Origin of the sequence: Acidovorax sp. SUPP3434 (assembly GCF_030159015.1) — a bacterium.
In the GTDB taxonomy this organism is placed as follows: domain Bacteria; phylum Pseudomonadota; class Gammaproteobacteria; order Burkholderiales; family Burkholderiaceae_C; genus Paracidovorax.
This window is the reverse complement of record NZ_BQXL01000014.1, coordinates 29,749-47,499: the sequence shown is the minus strand read 5'-3', so window position 1 is coordinate 47,499 and position 17,751 is coordinate 29,749. Positions and strand designations below refer to the sequence as shown.

17 protein-coding genes are annotated in these 17,751 nt (G+C 66.4%); 7 read left to right on the top strand and 10 right to left on the bottom strand.

Annotation, left to right across the window (positions count from 1 at the left end):
• Positions 1 to 130 precede the first annotated feature (130 nt).
• The 5 genes from recO to AVKW3434_RS18820 all read left to right on the top strand — a co-directional run bounded on the left by recO (position 131) and on the right by AVKW3434_RS18820 (position 5,641).
• A complete protein-coding gene (recO, locus tag AVKW3434_RS18840; RefSeq protein WP_272567883.1) occupies positions 131 to 910 on the top strand; it encodes a DNA repair protein RecO in 780 nt (259 codons plus the stop codon).
• Positions 907 to 1,686 (top strand): pyridoxine 5'-phosphate synthase, encoded by a 780-nt coding sequence (locus tag AVKW3434_RS18835; protein WP_284407045.1) that lies wholly within the window; start codon positions 907 to 909, stop codon positions 1,684 to 1,686. The genes recO and AVKW3434_RS18835 overlap by 4 nt, the downstream gene beginning before the upstream one ends.
• 57 nt (positions 1,687 to 1,743) lie before the next feature.
• The gene (acpS, locus tag AVKW3434_RS18830) at positions 1,744 to 2,136 is read left to right on the top strand and encodes a holo-ACP synthase (RefSeq protein WP_284407044.1); all 393 of its coding nucleotides are present in this window, start codon (positions 1,744 to 1,746) and stop codon (positions 2,134 to 2,136) included.
• A 60-nt stretch (positions 2,137 to 2,196) separates the two neighbouring features.
• A complete protein-coding gene (gene nagZ / locus AVKW3434_RS18825) occupies positions 2,197 to 3,360 on the top strand; it encodes a beta-N-acetylhexosaminidase (RefSeq protein WP_284407043.1) in 1,164 nt (387 codons plus the stop codon).
• A 433-nt stretch (positions 3,361 to 3,793) separates the two neighbouring features.
• Positions 3,794 to 5,641, top strand: a complete 1,848-nt coding sequence (locus AVKW3434_RS18820; protein WP_284407042.1) for a DUF3300 domain-containing protein — start codon at positions 3,794 to 3,796, stop codon at positions 5,639 to 5,641.
• A gap of 75 nt (positions 5,642 to 5,716) precedes the next feature.
• Here AVKW3434_RS18820 and AVKW3434_RS18815 read toward each other — a convergent pair whose 3' ends face one another.
• The 6 genes from AVKW3434_RS18815 to AVKW3434_RS18790 all read right to left on the bottom strand — a co-directional run bounded on the left by AVKW3434_RS18815 (position 5,717) and on the right by AVKW3434_RS18790 (position 12,243).
• A complete protein-coding gene (locus tag AVKW3434_RS18815) occupies positions 5,717 to 6,346 on the bottom strand; it encodes a mechanosensitive ion channel family protein (RefSeq protein ID WP_284407041.1) in 630 nt (209 codons plus the stop codon).
• Positions 6,347 to 6,378: 32 nt separating this feature from the next.
• Positions 6,379 to 7,359, bottom strand: coding sequence for a GGDEF domain-containing response regulator (locus AVKW3434_RS18810; protein ID WP_272569624.1), 981 nt, complete (start codon positions 7,357 to 7,359; stop codon positions 6,379 to 6,381).
• A 121-nt stretch (positions 7,360 to 7,480) separates the two neighbouring features.
• Positions 7,481 to 9,037 carry a lysine--tRNA ligase gene (gene lysS, locus AVKW3434_RS18805; RefSeq protein ID WP_284407040.1) on the bottom strand — a complete coding sequence of 519 codons (1,557 nt, stop codon included), beginning with the start codon at positions 9,035 to 9,037 and terminating at the stop codon, positions 7,481 to 7,483.
• A gap of 49 nt (positions 9,038 to 9,086) precedes the next feature.
• Complete coding sequence (locus AVKW3434_RS18800) at positions 9,087 to 10,289, bottom strand: hypothetical protein (RefSeq protein ID WP_284407039.1); 1,203 nt, start codon at positions 10,287 to 10,289, stop codon at positions 9,087 to 9,089.
• Positions 10,286 to 11,206, bottom strand: coding sequence for a glycosyltransferase family protein (locus tag AVKW3434_RS18795; protein ID WP_284407038.1), 921 nt, complete (start codon positions 11,204 to 11,206; stop codon positions 10,286 to 10,288). The genes AVKW3434_RS18800 and AVKW3434_RS18795 overlap by 4 nt, the downstream gene beginning before the upstream one ends.
• Entirely contained in the window at positions 11,200 to 12,243 is a 1,044-nt protein-coding gene (locus tag AVKW3434_RS18790; protein WP_284407037.1) for a glycosyltransferase, read from the bottom strand. Before AVKW3434_RS18790 ends, AVKW3434_RS18795 begins: the two co-directional genes overlap by 7 nt.
• On the opposite strand from AVKW3434_RS18790, the gene AVKW3434_RS18785 reads away from it, so the two are divergent.
• A complete protein-coding gene (locus AVKW3434_RS18785) occupies positions 12,242 to 12,958 on the top strand; it encodes a class I SAM-dependent methyltransferase (RefSeq protein ID WP_284395929.1) in 717 nt (238 codons plus the stop codon). The two genes, AVKW3434_RS18790 and AVKW3434_RS18785, sit on opposite strands and share 2 nt — an antisense overlap.
• 13 nt (positions 12,959 to 12,971) lie before the next feature.
• Here the strand turns inward: AVKW3434_RS18785 and AVKW3434_RS18780 are convergent, their stop codons facing one another.
• From AVKW3434_RS18780 to AVKW3434_RS18770, 3 genes are read right to left on the bottom strand one after another with little or no spacing between them, the layout of a single operon-like run.
• On the bottom strand, positions 12,972 to 14,297 hold the full coding sequence (locus AVKW3434_RS18780) for a sugar transferase (RefSeq protein ID WP_284407036.1): 1,326 nt from the start codon (positions 14,295 to 14,297) through the stop codon (positions 12,972 to 12,974).
• Between the two features lie 7 nt (positions 14,298 to 14,304).
• Positions 14,305 to 15,423: a glycosyltransferase family 4 protein gene (locus AVKW3434_RS18775; RefSeq protein ID WP_284407035.1), complete on the bottom strand. Its 1,119-nt coding sequence runs from the start codon at positions 15,421 to 15,423 to the stop codon at positions 14,305 to 14,307.
• Between the two features lie 40 nt (positions 15,424 to 15,463).
• Positions 15,464 to 16,132 (bottom strand): LON peptidase substrate-binding domain-containing protein, encoded by a 669-nt coding sequence (locus AVKW3434_RS18770; protein ID WP_284407034.1) that lies wholly within the window; start codon positions 16,130 to 16,132, stop codon positions 15,464 to 15,466.
• 81 nt (positions 16,133 to 16,213) lie between these two features.
• On the opposite strand from AVKW3434_RS18770, the gene AVKW3434_RS18765 reads away from it, so the two are divergent.
• Entirely contained in the window at positions 16,214 to 16,762 is a 549-nt protein-coding gene (locus tag AVKW3434_RS18765) for a YggT family protein (RefSeq protein ID WP_284407033.1), read from the top strand.
• A gap of 102 nt (positions 16,763 to 16,864) precedes the next feature.
• Here AVKW3434_RS18765 and accD read toward each other — a convergent pair whose 3' ends face one another.
• The gene (gene accD, locus AVKW3434_RS18760) at positions 16,865 to 17,737 is read right to left on the bottom strand and encodes an acetyl-CoA carboxylase, carboxyltransferase subunit beta (protein WP_272567902.1); all 873 of its coding nucleotides are present in this window, start codon (positions 17,735 to 17,737) and stop codon (positions 16,865 to 16,867) included.
• Positions 17,738 to 17,751 lie beyond the last annotated feature (14 nt).

Genomic DNA, 17,751 nt, shown 5'->3' with positions numbered 1-17,751 from the left:
TTCGGCGGCCTCGGCGCCGTGGGCCACCCCGGGGCTCGGCGCACCCGTGTGCCGGGTGCCCGACCCAAAGAAAACCCTCATCCAGCGCTTGTCCATCAAGCACTGGTCGCTATTGAAAGAATAGCAAACCATGGCTGTGCGCCGTATTGCCGACGAACCCGCCTATGTGCTGCACCGCTACGACTGGAGCGAGTCCAGCCTGATCCTGGACGTGTTCACCCGGCACCATGGCCGGGTCGCGCTGGTCGCCAAGGGCGCCAAGAAGCCCACCTCCAACTTTCGCCCCGTGCTGCTGCCGCTGCAACCACTGCGGGTCAACTACACCCTGTCGGGCGATGGACAGGGCGAGATCCATGCGCTCAAGGGCGCGGAGTGGGTGGGCGGGCACGTCATGCCCACGGGCGATGCGTTGCTGTCGGGTCTGTACCTCAACGAACTGCTGATGCGCCTGATGGCCCGCGAGGATGCCCATGCGCCCCTGTTCGACGCCTATGCCGGCGTGGTGCGGGTGCTCGGCAGCGAGCACGGCGATGCGCTCGAACCCGTGCTGCGCAGCTTCGAACTGCTGCTGCTGCGCGAGATCGGACTGCTGCCCAGCCTGGGGGCCGAAACGGTCACGCTGTCGCCCTTGCAGCCACCCACCCGGTACACGCTGGTGCCCGAGGCTGGGCTGCGCGCCGCGACGGCCACCGACCGGGCCACGCTGGCCGGCGCGCAGTGGCTGGCGCTGCAGCGCGCGCTGGAGGCGGGCGAGGGTGCGAGCTACACCGCCACGCTGCGCGTGATCGCCCAGGCCGGCACGCCGATGGCGGCCGAACTCAAACCCCAGTTGCGCACGCTGCTGCAATACCATTGCGGCAGCCCGGTGCTGCGCACGCGCCAGCTCATGATGGACCTGCAATCGCTATGACTCTTTCCTCCGCCGCTCCCGCCCGCACCGCCCTGTCGGTCAACGTCAACAAGGTGGCCCTGGTGCGCAACACGCGCCACCTGGGCATTCCCAGCGTCACGCGCGCTTCGCTGCTGTGCCTGCAGGCGGGCGCCCAGGGCATCACGGTGCATCCGCGGCCGGACGAGCGCCACATCCGCGCGGGCGACGTGCACGACCTGGCCGCGCTGATGAAGGACTGGCCCGACCGCGAATTCAACATCGAGGGCAACCCGTCGCAGAACCTCATGGATTTCATCCGCGAGGTGCGGCCGCAGCAGGCCACCTTCGTGCCCGACAGCGAAGACCAGTTCACCAGCGACCACGGCTGGAGCTTTCCGCAGGATGCCGAGCGTCTGGCGCCGCTGATCGCCGAATGCCGCCGACTGGGCGTGCGCGTGAGCCTGTTCATGGACCCGCTGCCCGCCCAGATGGCCGCCGCCCGCGCCGTGGGCGCCGACCGCGTGGAGCTGTACACCGAGCCCTATGCCGCCGCCTGGGGCACCGGGCGCCAGGTGGCCGAACTGGAGCGGTACCGCGCGGCCGCCCAGGCCGCCCTGGATGCCGGCCTGGGCGTGAACGCCGGGCACGACCTGAACCGCGACAACCTGGCCGCCTTCGTGCAGGGCGTGCCCGGATTGCTGGAGGTGTCCATCGGCCACGCGCTCATCGCCGATGCGCTGGAATTGGGCTATGCCGCCACGGTGCAGGCCTACCAGCGCTGCATCGACGAAGGCATGGCGGCAAATCGCTCCTGATTTAATAGCAATATGCCGGCGATTTTCATGCCTTGGAGGCAGATTGGACCCTGAAACATGATCTACGGCATCGGCACCGACATCTGCGACATCCGCCGCATCCGCGCCAGCCTGGAGCGCCACGGCGACCGCTTCGCCGAGAAGGTGCTGGCCGAGGGTGAGCTGTCCACCTGGCGCGAGCGCGGCGCGCGCTGGCCCGAACGCGGCGTGCGCTACCTCGCCACCCGGTTCTCGGCCAAGGAGGCTTTCAGCAAGGCCATCGGCATGGGGATGCGCATGCCCATGACCTGGCGGCACTGCGAGGTGGCCAAGCTGCCCAGCGGGCAGCCGGTGATCGTGCTGCACGGCGCGCTCAAGGAATGGTTCGAGGCCCAGGGCCTGCAGTGCCACCTGAGCGTGACCGACGAATCCGACTACGCGGCGAGCTTTTGCGTGGTCGAAAAGAAATAAGGCCCCACCGCAATGCGGTATTGCCTGGATTGCTATTAAAAAGTGAGTGAACCCCTGGCCATGACTTTCGAACACGCCCCCCTCATCCTCGACGTTGCCGGCACCGAACTCACCGCGGCGGACCGCCGCCGCCTGGCCCACCCGCTCACCGGCGGCGTGATCCTGTTCACGCGCAACTGGCAGGATCGCGCGCAGTTGCTGGCGCTCACCAGCGCCATCAAGGCCGTGCGGGACGATCTGCTGATCTGCGTGGACCACGAAGGCGGCCGCGTGCAGCGCTTTCGCAGCGATGGTTTCACCCAGCTGCCGCCCATGCGGGCGTTCGGCGAGCTGTGGATGCAGGGCGACGGCCGGGGCGCCAAGGCCGTGCCGGGCAGCGGCGCGCTGCGCGCCACCAATGCGGCGACCGCCGCCGGCTACGTGCTGGGCAGCGAGCTGCGGTCGTGCGGCGTGGACTTCAGCTTCACGCCGGTACTGGACCTCGACTGGTCCGATGAGGCGCCCCGAGGCAGCGCGGAACGCGTGCAGCGGCTTGGTGTTTCCCGCAGCAGCGTGATCGGCGACCGGGCCTTCCACCGCGATCCACGCGTGGTGGCCCTGCTGGCCAAGAGCCTCATGCACGGCCTTCTGCAGGCGGGCATGGCCAATTGCGGCAAGCATTTTCCGGGGCATGGCTTTGTGCGCGCCGATTCGCACACGGACATTCCCGTGGACCCGCGCAGCCTGAAAGCCCTGCTGGCGGACGACGCGGCGCCGTACCCCTGGCTGTCGAGCACGCTTACCAGCGTGATGCCCGCCCACGTGATCTACCCCAAGGTGGACAGCCGGCCGGCGGGTTTTTCGCGGCGCTGGCTGCAGGACATCCTGCGCCAGCAACTGCGTTTCGACGGGGCGGTCTTCAGCGACGACCTGAGCATGGAAGGCGCACGCCGCATCGATGGCCAGACGGTGAGCTACACCGATGCGGCCGTGGCGGCACTCGATGCGGGCTGCGACCTGGTGCTGCTGTGCAACCAGAGCCTCGTGGGCGAGGGCGACCGCCAAGGCGAAGCGCTGGACGAACTGCTGGCGGGATTGCAGCAGGCCCGTGATGATGGCCGCTGGCATGCCAGCCCCGACAGCGAATCCCGCCGCGTGGCGCTGCTGCCGGAAACGCTGCCCCAGCCGTGGGACGAACTGATGCTGCAGCCCGCCTATCTGCAGGCGCTCGAACTGTTGCCATGAGCGGGGCGGCTTTCTCGGCGCATTGGTAACCAATCGTTGTTCGGCCCACCGCTGCGTTCGGTGGCTGGCTGGGTGCTTTCAAAGTGAAAAGTCGCCTCCCGCACTGCCGTTAACTGCGAAAAATGCTGTTTCCAGCCTTCGCAGTGACTGGGACCAGGGCGAGGGCCGACAGCGCGTGACGAACATTGGCCTACAACTGGCGGTCAACGCGAGGCATAACGTGCCGTTCTGAAGAGACCATCTGCCGACGAGGTGCCGACGCACGCCGGACCGGGTTTTCGCACCGGCCCACGGTGGATGGTTCAGGAGAAAAACCATGGCGCCCCTTGCAGACCCCCGTGCTTCCCAAACCCACGCCGCCTCGCCGCTCCAACCGGCAGCGACCGCACCCAGACCCCTCCGCGCTGCGGGCCTGCGGCGCGCATCGCGCGGCATGGCGCTGTCGCTCATCGCCGTTTGCGCCCTGACCGCCTGCAATCGCCAGAACTCTTCTCCGCGGGTGCCGCCGCCCGCACCATCCGCCGCTGCAGTGCCCGTGGCTGCACCGGCGCCGGAGGCCGCGCCCGTTGCCGTCCGCTACACGCCGCCCAGCGCGGATGCGCTCTACCAGATGGTCGCACCCATCGCGCTGTATCCGGACAAGCTGGTGGCGCAGGTGCTGGCCGGTGCGACCTACCCCGAGCAGGTCACGGCCGCGGAAACCTGGCTGGGGCAAAACCCGTCGCTGAAGGCCGCCGCGCTGACGGATGCGGTGGACCAGCAACCGTGGGACCCGAGCATCAAATCGCTGACGGCCTTCCCGAACGTGCTGGAGCAGATGGCCTCCAACCTGCCCTGGACGGTGGCGCTGGGCAAGGCGTACTACAACGACCCGACGGATGTGATGAACGCCATCCAGGTCATGCGCTCGCGCGCCAGCAAGGCGGGCACGCTCAAAAGCTCGTCGCACCTGCGCGTGGCGACCGTCACAGCCGCGCCGCCGAGCCCGCCGCCGCCGGCGGACCTGCAGCAACCCGTGCCCTTGTATAGCGGGCCCACGGTGGTGGTTCCGCCACCCACCTACATCTCCATTGAACCGGCCGACGTCCAGGCGGTGTACGTGCCGCGCTATGACCCGCAGGTGGTCTATGGCACGCCCGTGCCGCTGTACTCGAGCTATCGCTGGGCCGCGGCCGCACCGGTCTATTCGTCGGGGGTGGCCGTGGGGCCCGACCCCGTGACTGTGGGCGCGCTGGCCTTCGGCGCCGGCGTGCTGGTGGGCGCGGTCGCATCGCACCACCACCACTGGGGCTGGGATGCCTGGGGCGTCAACTGGGGTCGGCCACCGGAGCGCGCGGCCTGGGTCCAGGGCGCGCCCTTGCCGCCGCCGCCGGTGGTGCGTCCCGCCGTGGTGTACCGGGGCAACACCTACATCTCGCAATCCCGCACGGTGGTGGAAAACATCCACAACCGCGTCACCGTGAACAACATCTACGAGCGTGCACCGGATGGCGGCCGTCCTGCGGCCGTGGCGGCCGCGATGCCCGCAGCGCCGGCCGCTCCGATGCCGGCCATGAATCCGATGGCATCGCGTGTCCCGCCAGACCGCGACCACCATGCCATGGCGCAGGCGGCCATGCTGCCGCACGCTCCGGGCCAGGACCGGCATCTTGTGCCGCCAGGCCAGTCTGCCGTGGTGCCATCGCCGCAGGCCCAGGCCATGGTGCCTCCGCAGCGACCCCAGGGGGCGCGTGAATTCCAGAACGCCGGGCGCGCGGAGGAGCGTGTGCACGCCCCGCAGGCAGTGCTGCCCAGCGTTCCTGGCCAACCCCCAATGCAGGCCCATGCTGCAGACTCGCGGGCAGTGCCCGGGGCAGCACAGCCGCACCGCGAGGTGGCGTTGCCGTCCAACAGGCCGGAAGGGATGGCGCTGCACGCGATGACCGCACCAGGGGCGATGCCGGGCGCTTCGAGCCGGGAGCCCCACCGGGAGAATCCGCGCTTGCAGATGGGTGCCGGCCCCGGTGCACAGGCACAGGCACAGCGGGCCGTGCCGAGGCCCGAGCATGTTCAGCATATGGCGCCGCAAGGGCCGGCTCAGGGCGCGGCGGAACGTGCCACTCACAGCATGCCGCCACCCGCCATGCAGCGGCCCACGCCTGCGATGCCGCACGAGCCGGCCGCACCCCGACCCGTCGCCGTGCAGCCGCCCCATGCCTCGGCGGCGCCAGCGCCAGCGCAGCATGGACACGGGCCGGAACCGGCCCATCGGCCTGAGGGGCGCAGGCACGGCGAAACCTGAATAGACAGTGGGTGGCGCGTGCCGGGCTAAAAAAAGGCTGCGGCCGTGCGTGCGCCATCAGCCTGCCTCGCAGGGTCAGGCCGTTTCCAGGCTGGAAGAGGCCTCGGCTGAGGCAGCATCTTCCGGCGCGGCATCCGCCCTGCGCGGAGGCCCGCCCTTCCAACGCCGCACCACGCGCTGGAAGATCAGGGTATTGGGAATCTGCAGCAGTGCGCCGTCCGGCCCCGTGTCGAAGTCTTCCAGGGTGGTGTAGAGCAGGTTGATGTCGATCACGCGCCCCTTGGCGCCGGGCTTTTCCGCCGTGTCCAGCACCTCGATGTAGTCGCCCAGGCGGAACGGGCCCACGGTGAAGATGAGCAGCGCGCAGAACAGGTTGGACAGCACGCTCCACGCGGCGAAGAAGGCCACGGCACCCACGGTGGCGAATCCGGTGAAGGCGGTCCACAGCACGGTGGCGGAGACACCCAGGCGCTCCAGCACGAGCAGCAGCGCGCTGCCCATGATGATCCAGCGCAGCAGGCCGTTGATCGGCACCATCATCTCGATGGGCCACTGGTAATGGTGGCCGGCACGCCCCACCAGCCTTCGCAGCGTGCGCTGCAGCACCACGGCGACGATCAGGATCAAGAGGATCTGCAGGCCCGGCACGATGATGTCGAGCCAGTCCTGGATCCAGTCGGGCAGGTAAGGTTGCAGGCGCAGCATGAAGGTCCAGTCGTTCGGCAAAAGGTCTCCTGTCAGCCGCGCAGCTGCTCGACGGTGTCCATCTGCATCTCGAAGCTGAAAAAACGGGCGCGTCCCTGGGCCTTGGCGGCATAAAGCGCCTGGTCCGCGCGCATCAGCATGGCCTCCGCGCTGGTGCCTTCGTCAGGAATGCAGGTGGTGATGCCGCCGGACAGCGTGAGCGTCGGTCCGAGCGGCGAATTGGGGTGGGGCAGGGCGCGCACGGACAGCAGCTTGCCCAGCGCCCGTGCAAAGGTCATCGCGCCGGAGCGGGGCGTGCCGGGCAGGATGAGGGCGAACTCCTCGCCGCCATAGCGCGCAGCCACATCCCGCGGGCGCGTGCACACGTCGCGCAGCAGGCGGCTCACGTCCTTCAGGCAGGCATCGCCCTGCAGGTGGCCGGCGGAATCGTTGTAGCGCTTGAAATGGTCCAGGTCGCACAGCATCAGGGTGAGCGGCTCGCCCTCCCGCCGCGCCGCGGCGATCTCGTTGTGCAGGATGCGGTCCAGGCCGCGGCGGTTCACCAGCCCGGTCAGGGCATCCACCTCGACCATCTCATTGAGCCGCTGGTTGGCCAGGTGCAGCTCCTGCGACAGCGACACCAGCCGGCGGCGCATGTCCAGCAGCCGCCGCATGGCGCGAAGCTTGGCAACGAGGACGATCGGCTTGACCGGTTTGACCAGGTAGTCGTCGCCTCCCGACTCGATGCCGCGCCACACGTCCAGGTCGCCGTCCAGGCCGGAGAGAAAGATGATGGGCGTCCAGCCCCCGGGTTCGGCCTCGCGCATCTGCTGCGCGACCCAATAGCCGTCGTTGTGGTCCGACAGGCGGATGTCCAGCAGCACCAGGTCCGGCCGGTGCAGCTGGAACAGGTCGAGCGCCTTGTCGCCCGACGCGGCCTCCAGCACATCGACCACGCCGGCATGGCGCAGTTCCGCCACGAGCACCGCGCGCAGGGAGGCCTGATCCTCCACGACCAGCACGGTGAAGGGCATGGTGTCCTCGATGCGGCTCCCACTGGGGGGCAGCGGGGTGGGATGGGTGGTGGTCATCACGGTCCCTTTCCTGGAGGCAGGTGCAGGCCTTTCGGCCCCGAAGGCCGCAGTCCTCAGCCGATCAATGTTCGCGGCGCAGGGCGGGGAACAGGATCACGTCGCGGATGCTGGGGCTGTCGGTAAGCAACATCATCAACCGATCGATGCCGATACCGCAACCACCCGTGGGAGGCATGCCGTACTCAAGCGCCCGGACGAAGTCGTGGTCGAAGAACATGGCCTCGTCGTCGCCACCATCTTTGGCCGCGACCTGCGCCTGAAAACGCGCGGCCTGGTCCTCGGCGTCGTTCAGCTCGGAAAAACCGTTGCCGAACTCGCGGCCGGTGATGTAGAGCTCGAAACGCTCGGTCACTTCCGGGCGCGTGTCGTTGGCCCGGGCCAGGGGGCTGATCTCGGTCGGGTGCTCCATGATGAAGGTGGGCTGCCAGAGCTTGTCTTCCACCGTTTCTTCGAAGTACAGCACCTGCAGGCTGGCCAGCGTGCGCTTGGACAGCTGGTTCTTCTCTTCGTTCAGGCCCAGCTTCTTGAGGGCGCTGACGAGCCAGGCGGCATCATCCACATGGGCGCCGGCTTCGGTGTACTGGAAGATCGCCTCGCGGATGGTCAGCCGCTGGAACGGCTGGGAAAGGTCCACCTCGCGGCCGCCGTAGGTCAGCTGCAGCGTGCCGGCCGCCTTCATGGCCGCATCGCGCACCAGCTGCTCGGTGAAGTCCATAAGGTCGCGGTAGTTCCAGTAAGCCGCGTAGAACTCCATCATGGTGAACTCGGGGTTGTGGCGCACCGAGATGCCTTCGTTGCGGAAGTTGCGGTTGATCTCGAACACCCGCTCGAAGCCGCCCACCACCAGACGCTTCAGATATAGCTCGGGCGCGATGCGCAGGTACATCTCCTGCTCCAGCGCGTTGTGGTGGGTGACGAACGGCTTGGCATTCGCGCCGCCGGGAATCGGGTGCAGCATGGGCGTTTCCACTTCCAGGAAGCCGTGCTGCACCATGAATTCGCGCAGACCGCTCACGGCCTTGCTGCGGGCGATGAAACGGCTGCGCGCGGTCTCATCGGTCATCAGGTCCACGTAGCGCTGGCGGTACTTCACCTCCTGGTCGGCCACGCCGTGGAACTTGTCAGGCATGGGCCGAAGGCTCTTGGTGAGCAGGCGCAGCGTGGTGACCTTGATCGACAGCTCGCCGGTCTTGGTCTTCATGAGCGTGCCTTCCGCACCCACGATGTCGCCCAGGTCCCAGTGCTTGAAGGCGGCGTACAGCTCTTCACCCAGCGCATCGCGCGTGACATACAGCTGCAGGCGGCCTCCCGTCGTGCCCAGCGAGCCGTCCTGCACGGTGGCGAAACTGGCCTTGCCCATCACGCGCTTGAGCATCATTCGGCCAGCGACGCTCACGGTGACAGGGCTCGCCTCGAGTGCATCCGCCGCGCTTTCGGCGTACTGCGCCTGCAGGTCCGCCACATGGTGGGCAGGCTTGAAATCGTTGGGAAACGCCACGCCCTTGCCTGCTGCCTGGGCCTCCCGCAGGGCCTTGAGTTTTTCGCGGCGCTCGGCGATGAGCTGGTTGTCGTCGGAAGGAGGCGTAGGGGTTGCCGGAGCGTTATTTGGGGGAAGCATAGGAGTGCGTAGGCATTGGCGGAATGCGCCATGGGCAAGCTGAAACAGCCTATTTTAGTTTTTTGCCCGCGATCCAAACCGTCAAGGCCAGCAATCCGAGCGCCGAGGTCCCTGCAAGCCACCAGACATGCGTCGTCGGGCCGACGGAGTGCAGCGCCAAAGGCAGCATCAGCACGCCCAGTTGCAGCGCGTTGAAGCCGATGGTCGCCCACGAAAACGGCCGCGCCAAGCCGCGCTGAAAGGGCATATGACCGTGCGCTGCAAACAGGCAGGCAGTGCATTGCCAGATGACCAGCGGCGCTATGTAATCCTCCAATCCTTGCCATGAGGAAGCGAACCAGCCGGACCGCAGAGCTCCGATGGCCATCAATCCGGCCAATGCGGCGCATCCAGCGCCTCCGAGGCCCATCCACAGGGACAGTTTCCTTTTTTGCTGCCCGCGTGAGAGAAGCACCTGGGGCCACGCCGCATAGACCACGGCCGGAAAAAGCCCAAGCAGCCGCAGCAGCACGGCAAGATAGCTGGCCTCCGCCAGCCCGTACGCGCGTTGCCACACCAAGAGAACGGCAGTGCCAGCGATGGCATCCGCCACCGTGTGAGCCAGACGCAAACCTGCACTGCGATCGTCGAGTTGCGTGGTGGCTGCCTTGGCCGCCACGCCGGTGGGTGGCGACTCCAAAGTGGGACGGCTGTCTGCACGGTGCGTGAGCCAAAGGGCGCCGATGCCGTAACTGCAAGTAGCGGCAATCAGCAAGCCGGCCGAGCCATTGCCCGCCCAGAAAATCCCCATGGCGGTCGCGATCAGGACGGCGATGACCGGTGGTACCGCGCGGGCCAGCGCAGCAGTGCGCGCGGAAGCCATTCGCAAGGCCCAGGGTTGCGCCATGTACCAGCCCATTTGCAGCAGTGCCATGGCTGTTGCCCAGGCCATGAATGGAACGAAGGAAGGCAGCTTTGCCACCCAGACTGCCATTGCAGCCACAGGCAACAGCAGGAGCCAGCGCCACAGGCTCGACCTCAATGCTTGACGCAGCGCCTGCGCTGGCGGAATGTGAATGTTGGCGAGAAAGCTCAGCGGGCTTTGGGCCAGGGCCAGGGTCATCCAGAAGAAGCTGATTTGGCTCACCACGGTGAACGCGCCCACGTCCGAAGGGGAAAACAGGCGCAGCATGAGAAGCCCGAACAGCGCCTGCGCTGCCAGTGAGGCAGCGCTGGCAACGGCGATGCGGGACGTGACGACCATGGAACTCATCGCTGCAAGCCCAGGTACTTCCAGATATGCATGCCTTCCAGAAGGTCTTGCCAAGTGAGTTGTCGCACAGCGGGTGCAGTGTGGGACCGACCGTCCAGCTCGGGGCCCAGTAGTCGTGCGTACTGACCTACCGTTGCGTCCCTGGGCAAGTAGATGAAGCGGGCGCCCGCGCTTTTTTCGAACTCGCGTACCCAGGGGTAATCGGTGGAGATGATTGGCAGCCCAACGGCGCAGTACTCCAACAGCTTCGTGGAGGTTTGCTGGTGGTACGGTGCGCGGCCCGGAACGAGATTGAGCCCGTAGCGGGCCTGGATCAGCAGTGCCGGTACCTTGGCGTGCGCAACGCGCCCTGCCATCGTGGCGAAAGAGCGGTCATGCAGCCACTCCCGCAACCCTTCGGGAACATCGCCAATCAGTAAAAGGCTGCGCCCTGCCTCCTCCAGCCCCTGTAGCAGAGGGCGAAAGCCTGCCAGGCGTTGCATGTCGCCCAGATAGACGAAGTCGAAACTTGGTGCGCGAGGCAAAGCGCTTGCGTCCAGAAATTCCGGAGAAACCCCCATGTCCCGGTATTCATAAGGCACGGCGTCGGAAAACCCCATGCGGTCCTTCACCCAGGCATTCTGAAAGATCCGGTAGTGCGGCCGCGGTTGTCGCCATGACTTGACCTTGTCTTTCACCCAGGCGGCTGGCGGCACCGAAGCCGAAGCGTATTCATGCACATGCCAGGCACTCGCATGCCTGCCTGTGGCGTTGCCAGGTACGGCACCGCACATCCACCACAGCACGGCGGCTTGCATGGGCACCTCTTCGGCGCTGGTGTGGATGAGCGCACCATGGCCCCTGGATTGCAAGAAGCTCTGGTAGGCCGCCAATTCCGGCAGATAGGCCCTTCCGGGATGGATGAAATGGATCAGCATGCAGCTACCGTGCTTTTCAACAAGGTGTGCCAGCGCTGCAAAAAATCGGAGTACTGGTAGTGGCCCATTACCTTCTGGAGGTCTTGCACCAACTCAGCAGCCGGGTGCTGCAATGTGGCTTCCACGGCATGGGCCAGCGCTGCCGCCGTGCTGGTTTCCGCCAAAAGATAGGGCGCGTGTTCCTGCAGCATTTCCTGCAGGCTGGGAATCGGCACCGCAACACAAGGCACACCGGCCTGCAGCGATTCCAGCACTGCCATGGCACAGCCTTCGTAGAGCGAGGTCAGCACCGTGAGATCCTGCGTTCCGTAGAAGGCTGCGATGTCGGATCGGTGACCCAAGAAACGGATGCGGTTGGCCTGCGCAAGATCAGCGGAGGCGGCCTCCAGATCACTGCGCAAGGGCCCATCCCCCACCACGGTGAGCTGAAATCGTGACGGCAGGGCGCGCAGCATGCCGATCAGCAGGTGTGGATTCTTTTCTGGCGACAGGCGGCCGACATAGCCGATGCGAACGATCCCATCCAGCTTGGGTGGCAGGGGGGCTTTCGGGTGTGCTATGGGCGGAAGTGCGTTAGGTATCACCGTGAGGCCCTTGGATCTGAACGCAGTCCCTTGCATGAACTGCGCAAAGGATTGACTGGACGACGCAGATACGAACACGAAGTAGGCCGCACACCGGTAGAACCAGCGCAGCCAGAGGCGCTTGGCGAACCCTGCCCGCGCTTGTGCCAGCACTTCGCTCAATGGGCCATGAAACCAAACTACGACCGGTTTGCGAAGCAAAGCGCCGATTGCGCATGCCACGTAGGCCTCGCGAAAATTGTGCGTGGCCAACAGCACGTCGCTGCGCCTGGCCACAGACAGCAGCAATCGCCATTCGGATGGTGAGCTTGCGCATTGCCCGACATGGCAACCTTGTTGCATCAATCCGTTTGCCAAGCTTTTGACGACCGTGGCCACGCCGCCGGCACCTGTGGCGCCCTGGATCATGCAGACCTGCAGTTCGCTACGGTCGGGTGGGGATAATGCGGCCATGGAGATTTCCAAATACCTGTCCGGCGATGAGTTTGATGATGATTACAGCTATCGGCCCGATATCGCCTTCGACGTGCGTTCCCGTGGAGATCTTCTGGAGCGATGGTGCATTGATCGGTCGGTATTGCACGTCGGTTTTGCCGATCATCAGCCTTTGATTGCCTCGCGTGTTGCCGCAGGGCATTGGCTGCATGCGCGTCTGAGCCGGTCCGCACGCGAATGCTATGGCATCGACATCAATGCAGCCGCGGTGGAGGCGGCGAGGCAGTTGGGATTCGAAAAGCTGTATGCCCTGGACATCCACGATCCCGAAGCTGCCGGCATTTTGCAATCGCTGCCCATCGACTTGGTGATGGTGCCTGACGTCATTGAACATCTGGCGGACCCTTCGGCATTTCTGGCTCGGCTGTCGGCATTGTTTCCTGCGGCGGAATTCATCGTCTCGGCGCCGAACGGGCTGTCCTTGCGCAACATCGTGCACACGGCCAGAGGCATTGAGCGCATCAATACCGACCACCGTGCGTGGCTGTCTCCCTACACCCTTCAAAAGGTATTGGCGGATGCTGGATTGCAAGTGATTGAACTGCGGGGCTGCTCGGTCAGCGCACCTGGCAGCATCAAGGGGCGGATATTGCACCGCTTGATGCAATGGCGACCTTTGGGCGCCGATGTGCTGGTGGCGCGTGCGCGCCGCTCTGCTCGCGCCCTTCCGTGACACGCTGCGGCCCCTAACGCGAGCCAAATCCGCCCGCCACGATGCGCAGCGTCTTGTACGCAATCAGCAAGTCCAGGGCCACGGAGTAGTGCGCCACGTAATAGAGGTCATAGCTGAGCTTGATGGCGGTCTGCTCCTCGCTGTCGGCGTAGCCCTGCTGGACCTGGGCCCAGCCCGTCAGTCCGGGGCGCACGAGGTGGCGGTAGGGGTATGCGGGAATCCGGTCGGCGAACACGCGCACGAACTCCGTTTGCTCTGGTCTCGGACCGATCAGGCTCATCTCGCCCTTCAGCACATTCCATAGCTGGGGCAGTTCGTCCAAACGGGTGCGGCGGATGAATCGGCCCACGGAGGTCACCCGGTCGTCGTTGGGCTGGGCAAAGCGCGCTGTGCGGTCGTCGCCGGCATGGCGCATGCTGCGCAGCTTCCAGATGCGGAACGCACGGCCATTGCGGCCGACGCGGATTTGGGAAAAAAGCATGGGCCCTGGCGAGTCCAGTTTCACCGCCAGGCCGGCGGCCAGGCACAGCGGCAGCCACACCGGCAGCCCTGCCAGCGTGAGGAGCAGGTCGGTCAGCCGCTTGAAGGTGTCGTAGGCCGGGTTGCCGTCCAGGGTCCACAGGTCCTGGGTCTGTTGGTTGGGCAGTATTTTGCGGCCGCTCAGCAGTTCGGCCACGGCCTCCACGCTGTAGAGCCGCACATGCTGCAGGCGCAAATCGCTGATCCATCGCTCGCGTGCGGCGCTCGAGGGGGCATGGCGATCCAGCACCACGCCGGCCCATTGGGGAGTGGCGTGGGTTGTGCCGGTGTCCGTGCCGGATTCTTCCAGGGGCGTCCAGGGTAGCAGCGCGATGTGTTGCTGGCTGGCTTGGGCCATATCGCCCAGCAGCTCCCGAAGGCGCAGGGGCACGGTATCGTCCAGATAGGCCAGGGACAGCACCTGGTGCCGCCGGTTGCGCCAATGGCCGACCAGGAACCATGCCGACGAGAGCAGGTACACGAGAAGAACGGCGCCGCGGGAATAGGGCTGCTGCAGCAAGGCGAAACCCAGCGGGGCGGCAAGGTAGGGGGCTGCGGTCGCCACGAAGAGAAAGCGGCGTCCCTCGAACTGGGGCAGATAGGCGCCGTTGTAGAGCCAGTGGGCGGTCATGGCATACGGAATGGCGCACCACAGCACCGTCTGCGGAAACTGGTAGGTCACCCAGTCGTACCGCTCCAGGCCGAGCCCCGCCAGATAGCTCACCATCAGAATCAAGGTGCCACCCAGCGCCCAGCGCAGCACGGCACCCTGTCGGTGCGCCGTGGAGGAGCCGAGTTCGCGGCGTGGAATGCTGTTCATGGAATCGTCAGTGGGTGCGCGAAGTCGCCGCGGCGTAGACCGAGCGCACGGCCAGAGCCATGCGCTTTGCGGTGTAGTGCTGCTCGTAGCGTTGCCGTGCTGCCGCGCCCATGCGGGCGCGCAGTGCTGGCGACTCTATCAGTTGCCGCAACGCCGTGGCCCATGCTGCGGGATCGGGCGCCACCAGGCGCGCATGAGCCGACTCCGGCAGCAATTCGCGAATGCCCGGCAAATCGCTGGCCACGATGGCCATGCCCGCACGCATCGCCTCGATCAGCGAAATGGGCAGGCCTTCGTGATCCGATGCCAGCACGAAGATGGCGTGCTGGGCCAGTTGGGCCGCAACATCATCCACATCGCCGGTGAAGCGCACCGCTTGCAGGCCCAATCGATGGGCCAGTGCGCGGTGGGCTGCCAGCTCGGGGCCGCCGCCGAAAAAGGTGGCGGGGACTTCGTGCCCCAGGGCGCCACGCAACTGGGCAAGTGCGTGCAGCAGGATGTCCGGGCGCTTGGGCGGGGCCATGCGGGCAACCATCGCGATCGTCGGCGCCGCTTCGGCGGTCGATGCTGCGCTGTTGCCTGGGACTGCCACATCCTCGACGCCGTTGTGGATGACGGACACCCGCCGCGAAGGCAGCGGTAACACGAGCGCCAGCCGGCGCTCATGGTCCGAGACACAAATCATGCGCCGGGTCAGCGGGGCCAGCAGCCACTCCATGGCAAGGGCCACTGTGCGGCGCTTCCAGGGATGTCCCGCCTTGAAGGCGAAGCCGTGCACGGTGTAGATCACGGGGGTGCGGGTCAGTGCACCGGCCAACCGGGCTACGACGCCGGCCATCGCACTGTGGGCATGGAGCAGATCCGGAGATTGTTCGAGCACGATGCCCCGCAGGGCCCAGGCGGCGCGCACCACGTGCACCGGGTTGAGCGCATTGCCCAGCGCGGGGACGCGATGCACCGCGAGGTGCGAAGCCTCCAGGGCATTGGCCAGTGGCGGATGCGGCTCGGCGCCGCCGATGGCCACCTGGACCGCAACGCCCTGGCAGGCAAGTTCCCGGCAGAGGGTGAGCACATGGCTCTGCGCGCCCCCGACCTCGCCCTTGGTGATGATCTGCAGGACCTTCACGGCAGGGGCGCGCCAGGCCGGGCCTCTGCGCCCTTCGTGTTCACGGCGCGATGCCCGTGCGCTCCAGCACGTCTCCCACGAGTTCCAGGCGCAGCAGCGGGCTGTCGAGTTGCATGAGCTGCTGCTTCAGGTCCAGCGGCACGGGGAGCAGTTCGCACCAGCGATTGGCGACCCAACCGCAGTCGTCCAGTTGCTCGGGGGTGGGGTCGGGGAGGCTGGAGGGGTCGTCCGCACCCCGGTGGCGCAGGCGTGCGAGCACCTGCTCGAGCGCGGCGGCCGTGTTGCGCAGGTCCTCCGGGACGGGGAGCGGCACATCCGGGGGCATCTGCTCGATGTCGGCCAGCCACAGCCCGTGCGGCAGCAGGTGGCGGCGCACGATGCGAAAGCGGGCCGAGCCCTCGGCTCGCAGAACGATGAGGCCAGGGTGCGACGTGTCGATCTCCGCAATGTTCGCGAGCGTTCCGGCATCGTGGAACTGCTCGGGCGCTGCACCTGCCTGGCGCACTTCCTGGCCGCTCGTCAGCGCAACGACACCGAACGGTGCGCCCGCCTGCTGGCATTTGCGCACCATGTCGAGATAGCGCACCTCGAAGACGCGAAGCGAGAGCATCCCGCCCGGGTACAGCACGGTCCCCAGCGGAAAGAGCGGCAGGGAGGTCAGCGTGAGCGGCGGCAATGGCGGCTCGGAAGGTGGGGGCACGAAGGTCATGGGCAGGCGGGTTGGCCCGCTATCATCCCACGGCGGAACCCTTCGCACCATCGCCCCAGATTCTCCACATTACGAGGTTTCATGCTTTACCAGATCGCTTCTTTCCTGCTGGACGTGGTGGGCGGCCTGCTTGCCGGGGCTTGCCTGCTGCGGCTTTACATGCAGCTGCAGCGCGTGCCTTTTGGCAACCCTATCGGGCAACTGGTTTTCGCGCTGAGCGACTGGCTGGTCCTGCCCCTGCGCAGGATCGTGCCTGCCACGGGGCGCTGGGATTGGGCCAGCTTGGTAGCAGCGATTTTGATCCAGCTGGTGCAGTACCTGTTGCTGTGGCTGCTGCTGGGCGCCGGCCCGGGCCTGATGCTGCTGCTCTGGTTGGCCGTGTTCGGTCTGGTGCGCGCGGCGATCTACGGGCTGATCGGCCTGTTGATCGTCTATGCCGTGCTCTCATGGGTGCAGACGCGCTCACCCCTTGCCGACGTGATTGCCCGCTTGTGCGAGCCGTTGCTGCGCCCCGTGCGGCGTGTGGTGCCGCTCCTCGGCGGGGTGGATCTGTCGCCGCTGGTGGTGCTGGTGTTGCTGCAGGTGTGCCTGATCGTGGTGGGCAACGTACAGGGATGGGTGCTGCGGTAGGGGCCGGCAGCGGAATTGGCCCGCCATAAAAAATAGCCGCCACCGCTGATCCAGTCAGCGGTGGCGGCTATTGTTTTGGTAGCGGCCGAAGCGTATGGACGATCAGGCCACCGAATCTGCCGGCAGGCGCTGCAGCATCGCCAGGCTCTTGGCCACGGTGCCCCGCAGTTCGCGGCGGTCGCAGATGAAGTCCACCGCGCCCTTGGTCTGCAGGAATTCAGCGCGCTGGAAGCCTTCCGGCAGCGTCACGCGCACGGTCGATTCGATCACACGCGGTCCGGCAAAGCCGATCAGTGCCTTGGGCTCTGCGATCACGATGTCGCCCACGAAGGCAAAGCCGGCCGAGACGCCGCCCATCGTCGGGTCGGTCAGCACGCTGATGTAGGGCAGGCCCTTCTTGGCCAGCCGGGTGAGGGCCGCATTGGTCTTGGCCATCTGCATCAGCGAGAGCAGGCCTTCCTGCATGCGCGCGCCGCCCGTGGCGGTGAAGCACAGGAAGGGTACCTTCTGCTCGATGGCGGTTTCCACGCCACGCACGAAGCGCTCGCCCACCACGCTGCCCATGCTGCCGCCCATGAAGTCGAACTCGAAGCACGCCACCACGATGTTGATGCTGCGCACCGAGCCGCCCATCACGATGAGCGCATCGGTTTCCCCGGTGTTTTCCAGGGCTTCCTTCAGGCGGTCGGGGTACTTGCGGCTGTCCTTGAACTTCAGCGCATCGACCGGCAGCACTTCCTGGCCGATTTCATAGCGGCCTTCGGCGTCCAGGAACGCATTCAGCCGGGGGCGGGCATTGATGCGATGGTGGTGGCTGCAGTGCGGGCAGACGTTCTGGTTCTGCTCCAGATCGGTCTTGTACAGCACCGTCTCGCAGCTCGGGCACTTGATCCACAGGCCTTCCGGCACCTGGCGGCGCTCGGTCGGGTCGGTCTGCTGGATTTTGGAGGGCAGAAGTTTTTCGAGCCAGGACATATCGGTTTCCTCTT

What these genes read in the sequence shown, in the direction of transcription:
- AVKW3434_RS18765 (WP_284407033.1), top strand. Translation starts at nt 16,214, where the DNA reads ATGCTTTACCAGATCGCTTCTTTCCTGCTGGACGTGGTGGGCGGCCTG.
- accD (WP_272567902.1), bottom strand. Translation starts at nt 17,737, where the DNA reads ATGTCCTGGCTCGAAAAACTTCTGCCCTCCAAAATCCAGCAGACCGAC.
- AVKW3434_RS18800 (WP_284407039.1), bottom strand. Translation starts at nt 10,289, where the DNA reads ATGAGTTCCATGGTCGTCACGTCCCGCATCGCCGTTGCCAGCGCTGCC.
- AVKW3434_RS18810 (WP_272569624.1), bottom strand. Translation starts at nt 7,359, where the DNA reads ATGCCCTTCACCGTGCTGGTCGTGGAGGATCAGGCCTCCCTGCGCGCG.
- lysS (WP_284407040.1), bottom strand. Translation starts at nt 9,037, where the DNA reads ATGCTTCCCCCAAATAACGCTCCGGCAACCCCTACGCCTCCTTCCGAC.
- AVKW3434_RS18780 (WP_284407036.1), bottom strand. Translation starts at nt 14,297, where the DNA reads ATGAACAGCATTCCACGCCGCGAACTCGGCTCCTCCACGGCGCACCGA.
- AVKW3434_RS18785 (WP_284395929.1), top strand. Translation starts at nt 12,242, where the DNA reads ATGGAGATTTCCAAATACCTGTCCGGCGATGAGTTTGATGATGATTAC.
- AVKW3434_RS18820 (WP_284407042.1), top strand. Translation starts at nt 3,794, where the DNA reads ATGGCGCTGTCGCTCATCGCCGTTTGCGCCCTGACCGCCTGCAATCGC.
- AVKW3434_RS18835 (WP_284407045.1), top strand. Translation starts at nt 907, where the DNA reads ATGACTCTTTCCTCCGCCGCTCCCGCCCGCACCGCCCTGTCGGTCAAC.
- nagZ (WP_284407043.1), top strand. Translation starts at nt 2,197, where the DNA reads ATGACTTTCGAACACGCCCCCCTCATCCTCGACGTTGCCGGCACCGAA.
- acpS (WP_284407044.1), top strand. Translation starts at nt 1,744, where the DNA reads ATGATCTACGGCATCGGCACCGACATCTGCGACATCCGCCGCATCCGC.
- AVKW3434_RS18790 (WP_284407037.1), bottom strand. Translation starts at nt 12,243, where the DNA reads ATGGCCGCATTATCCCCACCCGACCGTAGCGAACTGCAGGTCTGCATG.
- recO (WP_272567883.1), top strand. Translation starts at nt 131, where the DNA reads ATGGCTGTGCGCCGTATTGCCGACGAACCCGCCTATGTGCTGCACCGC.
- AVKW3434_RS18770 (WP_284407034.1), bottom strand. Translation starts at nt 16,132, where the DNA reads ATGACCTTCGTGCCCCCACCTTCCGAGCCGCCATTGCCGCCGCTCACG.
- AVKW3434_RS18795 (WP_284407038.1), bottom strand. Translation starts at nt 11,206, where the DNA reads ATGCTGATCCATTTCATCCATCCCGGAAGGGCCTATCTGCCGGAATTG.
- AVKW3434_RS18815 (WP_284407041.1), bottom strand. Translation starts at nt 6,346, where the DNA reads ATGCTGCGCCTGCAACCTTACCTGCCCGACTGGATCCAGGACTGGCTC.